The sequence below is a fragment of the Longimicrobiaceae bacterium genome, from assembly GCA_035696245.1.
In the GTDB taxonomy this organism is placed as follows: Bacteria; Gemmatimonadota; Gemmatimonadetes; order Longimicrobiales; family Longimicrobiaceae; genus DASRQW01.
Window position 1 is genome coordinate 1 of sequence record DASRQW010000275.1, and the last position, 4,148, is coordinate 4,148.

General features: G+C 67.2%; 4 protein-coding genes. All 4 read left to right on the forward strand.

Features of this window, described 5'->3' with window-relative positions:
• The first annotated feature begins 857 nt into the window (after positions 1–857).
• The 4 genes from VFE05_12810 (at position 858) to rpmI (ending at position 4,041) form a co-directional block, all read left to right on the forward strand.
• Entirely contained in the window at positions 858–986 is a 129-nt protein-coding gene (locus tag VFE05_12810) for a hypothetical protein (protein HET6230945.1), read from the forward strand.
• A 44-nt stretch (positions 987–1,030) separates the two neighbouring features.
• Positions 1,031–3,016 carry a threonine--tRNA ligase gene (gene thrS, locus VFE05_12815; protein ID HET6230946.1) on the forward strand — a complete coding sequence of 662 codons (1,986 nt, stop codon included), beginning with the start codon at positions 1,031–1,033 and terminating at the stop codon, positions 3,014–3,016.
• 190 nt (positions 3,017–3,206) lie between these two features.
• Positions 3,207–3,794 carry a translation initiation factor IF-3 gene (infC, locus tag VFE05_12820; GenBank protein ID HET6230947.1) on the forward strand — a complete coding sequence of 196 codons (588 nt, stop codon included), beginning with the start codon at positions 3,207–3,209 and terminating at the stop codon, positions 3,792–3,794.
• A gap of 52 nt (positions 3,795–3,846) precedes the next feature.
• The gene (rpmI, locus tag VFE05_12825) at positions 3,847–4,041 is read left to right on the forward strand and encodes a 50S ribosomal protein L35 (protein ID HET6230948.1); all 195 of its coding nucleotides are present in this window, start codon (positions 3,847–3,849) and stop codon (positions 4,039–4,041) included.
• Positions 4,042–4,148: the final 107 nt, after the last annotated feature.

The following is a 4,148-nucleotide window of genomic DNA, read 5'->3' on the forward strand; positions in this document are numbered from 1 at the left end:
CCAGGTGCCGCGCGGCGGCCTCCCGCGTCCGCACCTCGCCCGAGCGGATCAGGACCAGGAGGTGGACCCTGCGCTGACGTTTCGCGTCCCGCGTCTTCGCCAGCATCTCCCGCAGCTTCTCCTCCGACTCGCGAACCTCCGGTAACGCTCGACGCATGGGCATCTCCCGGTGAGAGTTGCCCCAACGGTAATACGAAATGCACAATTAAACAACCAAAATGGTATTACACTAGCCCTCCGCGTCTGCGACAGCCGGCGATGAGTTCGAGAGGCCGTCCACGTTCTGAGGCAATTGTTCACCGGGAGTTCCGGCGGATAACAGTGCCGAATTACGGTATTGGGAGAGAGGTGAAAAAGTCGGAAGGTCCGCGTAACATCTTATCATGTCGCTACTTCGACAAACTGCAGCGGGTTTTACTGGAACGAAGCGTAGACGGACGACATGTACTGAGCCTCGGCTCAGGCAGCACCGGCGGAGGGCTCCGGCCCTCCGCCACGGCGGCCCCGCCTCTTCTCCGGAAGATGCGGGGCCGTCCGCTTCCGAACGCCCGCGCGAGAACAGCGGGGCGATCAGGAAGATGCGATGCCGTTCATCCGCTGCGCATCGACCGACTACTCCGGTCCCCGTTCGACCGGCGACGATCCACCGTATTCGAATCACCCGAAGTCCCTGGAGATCAACCGACTCCGCTAACCTTCGCCCGGCGCGGTGATGTCCGTAGATGTGAAGCGATCCGGCGGATGGCGTCCGGTTGCGGGAAAACGGGGCGGGGGAATAGATTCGGAGGGTGAGAGCGAGGGCGGAGAGGCCGCTGGCCACTCCGCCCGTTCCGTCCCCCTAGCAGCCGAGCGCGAGCATGGCCGAGACGGCTTCCGGAAGCGAGACCGAGCGCCGGCTTTGGCCGTGGGCGCTGCTCGCGTTGCTGCTGCTGGTATCCATCGCACTGTTCTTCATCTACGTTCCCCGCGGGCACCTGCCCGCGTGACACCCGCCGGGAGTGACCCGGCGCCGCACCGTGAGCCACGAGCCATGAGTCAGACAGAGAACGCCTCCGAGATCGTCCGCGTCACCCTTCCCGACGGCTCCGTGCGCGAGGTGCCGCGCGGGACCACCGTGCGCGGGGTCGCGGAGACCATCGGGTCGCGCCTGGCCAAGGCCGCGCTCGCGGGCAAGGTGGACGGGCAGATGGTGGACGTGGAGCGCCCCATCGAGCAGGACGCGTCGCTGGAGATCGTCACGGAGAAGAGCCCCGAGGCGATGGAGCTGATGCGCCACTCGGCCGCCCATATCCTGGCGACGGCCGTGCGCAGGGTGCGGCCGGACGCGAAGATCGGCTTCGGGCCCGCCATCGACGACGGGTTCTACTACGACTTCGACGTGGACCACCCGTTCACGAACGACGAGCTGGAGCGCATCGAAGGCGAGATGCAGGAAGTGGCGAAGGCGGACGACCCGTTCGAGCGCCGCGTGGTCTCCGTCGCCGAGGCACGCGAGCTGTTCGCGGACGACCCGCTCAAGCTGGAGCGCCTGGACGAGTTCGGCGAGGACGAGACGATCACCGTCTACCGCAACGGGCCGTTCCTGGACCTGTGCCGCGGCCCGCACGTGCCCACGACGGGGCGGCTGAAGCACTTCAAGCTGCTGCACACGGCGGGCGCGTACTGGCGCGGCGACTCCAACCGGCAGATGCTGCAGCGCATCTACGGCACGGCGTGGCTCAGCAAGGAGCAGCTGGACCAGCACATCCACCGGCTGGAGGAGGCGCGGAAGCGCGACCACCGCAAGCTCGGCAAGGAGCTGGACCTCTTCCAGTTCCACCCCGTCTCGCCCGGCGCGGCGTTCTGGACGCCCCGGGGGACGACGCTGTACAACGCGCTCGTCGACTTCGTCCAGGAGCGGCAGCGCGAGGCGTTCCTGGAGATCAAGACGCCGCTGCTGTACACCAAGGCGCTGTGGGAGCAGAGCGGCCACTGGGGCAAGTACAAGGAGAACATGTTCCTCGTCCTCAACTCCGAGACGGACGAGCACGACATGTCGCTCAAGCCCATGAACTGCCCCTCGCACCACCTGTACTACGCCTCGGAGCGGCACTCGTACCGCGAGCTGCCGCTGCGCTACGTGACGTTCGACGTGCTGCACCGCAACGAGCTGTCGGGCGCGCTGTCGGGCCTCACGCGCGTCCGTCAGTTCGCGCAGGACGACTGCCACGTGTACCTCCGCGAGGACCAGATCTTCGGCGAGGTGAAGTTCCTGATGGACTTCATCCTCGGCTACTATGCGACGTTCGGCCTCACGGCCACGCTCAAGTTCGCCACGCGCCCGGAGCAGCGCATCGGGAGCGACGAGATGTGGGACCGGGCGGAAGGTGCGCTGCGGAGCGCGCTGGAGGCGACCGGCATGGCGTACGAGATGAAGCCGGGCGACGGCGCCTTCTACGGGCCGAAGATCGACTTCGACGTGACGGACTCCATCGGCCGGGCGTGGCAGCTGGGGACGATCCAGCTGGACTACGCGGCGCCGGAGCGCTTCGACCTCACGTACGTGGGCGACGACAACTTGCCGCACCGGCCGGTGGTGATCCACCGCGCGGTGAGCGGGTCGTTCGAGCGCTTCATCGCGATCCTCATCGAGCACTTCGCCGGCGCGTTCCCGGTGTGGCTGGCGCCCGTGCAGGTGAAGGTGCTGCCCATCTCGGACGCGCAGGCCGACAGCGCGCGCGAGTACGGCGCGCGGCTGCGCGAGCTGGGCCTGCGCGTGCAGGTGGACGACCGCACCGAGACGCTGAACTACCGCGTGCGCGAGGCGGAGATGCAGAAGGTGCCGTACATGGCCGTGATCGGCGGGCGCGAGGTGGAGCAGGGGACCGCGGCCGTCCGCGTGCGCGGCGGCGGCAAGAAGCAGGAGGTGCTGGACCGCGAGGACCTGGCCCAGCGCATCCTGGAGCAGGCCCGCTCGCGGACGCTCAAGGTCGGGTTCGAGGACGCGCCGGACGCGGAGACCGCCGCGGCGGAGTGACCGCGGGGAACGCCCGCCGCGCGGCCGGTTGACAGGATACGGCGCGGCGGGTAGATTTGCCGGACAATATGGAAAAGTGGGGGCGGGCACGCCCCTCACCCATCGGCTCGCCGCGCTTTCCGCGCGGCAGGATGCTGCCGGGTCCGAGCAAGGCGCGCCGCCCCCACCATACCGGGGCGGAGCTCGCGCGTTGACGGGCCTGATCTTCGGAATCAGGCCCGTTTTCCATTGTACCCCGTTGCCGGGAGAAGCCGCCATCAACGAGAAGACGCGTGTAAATCGGCAGATTCGCATCAGCCCCGTGCGGGTGATCAGCCCGGACGGCGAGCAGCTGGGAATCATACCCATCGAGCAGGCGCTGAGCGTCGCGGAGGAGCAGGGGCTGGACCTCGTGGAGGTCGCGCCGCTCGCCCGTCCGCCCGTCTGCCGCATCATGGACTATGGCAAGTTCAAGTACGAGGAGCAGCGGAAGGCGCGCGAGGCGCGCAAGAAGCAGCACCACGTGCAGCTTAAGGAAGTCAAGATGCGCCCGGGGATCGAGGACCACGATTTCGACTTCAAGACCCGGCACGCGCGGAAGTTCCTCGAAGAGGGCAACAAGGTCAAGCTGACCATGATGTTTCGCGGCCGCCAGATGGCACACCCCGAGATCGGGCGCAAGGTCATGGACCGCGTCTCGGAGCTCCTGAACGACGTGGCCAAGGTCGAGTCGTCTCCGCAGATGGAAGCGCGCTCGATGACCATGGTGCTGGCGCCCACCGCCAAAGTAGCCCAATAGCCGCGTCTCCCCGCTTCCGGGGAGGGCGTACCGAAAGGATGAGAGGTCCAGCATGCCGAAGATGAAGACGCACCGCGGCGCCGCCAAGCGCTTCAAGAAGACCGCCAGCGGCAAGATCAAGCGCGGCCACGCGATGCACAGCCACATCCTGACCAAGAAGTCGCAGAAGCGTAAGCGGAACCTTCGCGGCACCACCGTGATGGCCAAGGCCGACCAGGCGCGGATCACCCGCCTGCTCGCCAGCTGAGCCGCAACCGCCTACTTCTTCTCAAGCGACAGGAGCAACCATGCCTCGCGTATCGACCAACGTCGCCCGTCTGCGGCGCAAGAACCAGATCCTGAAGGCGGCCAAGG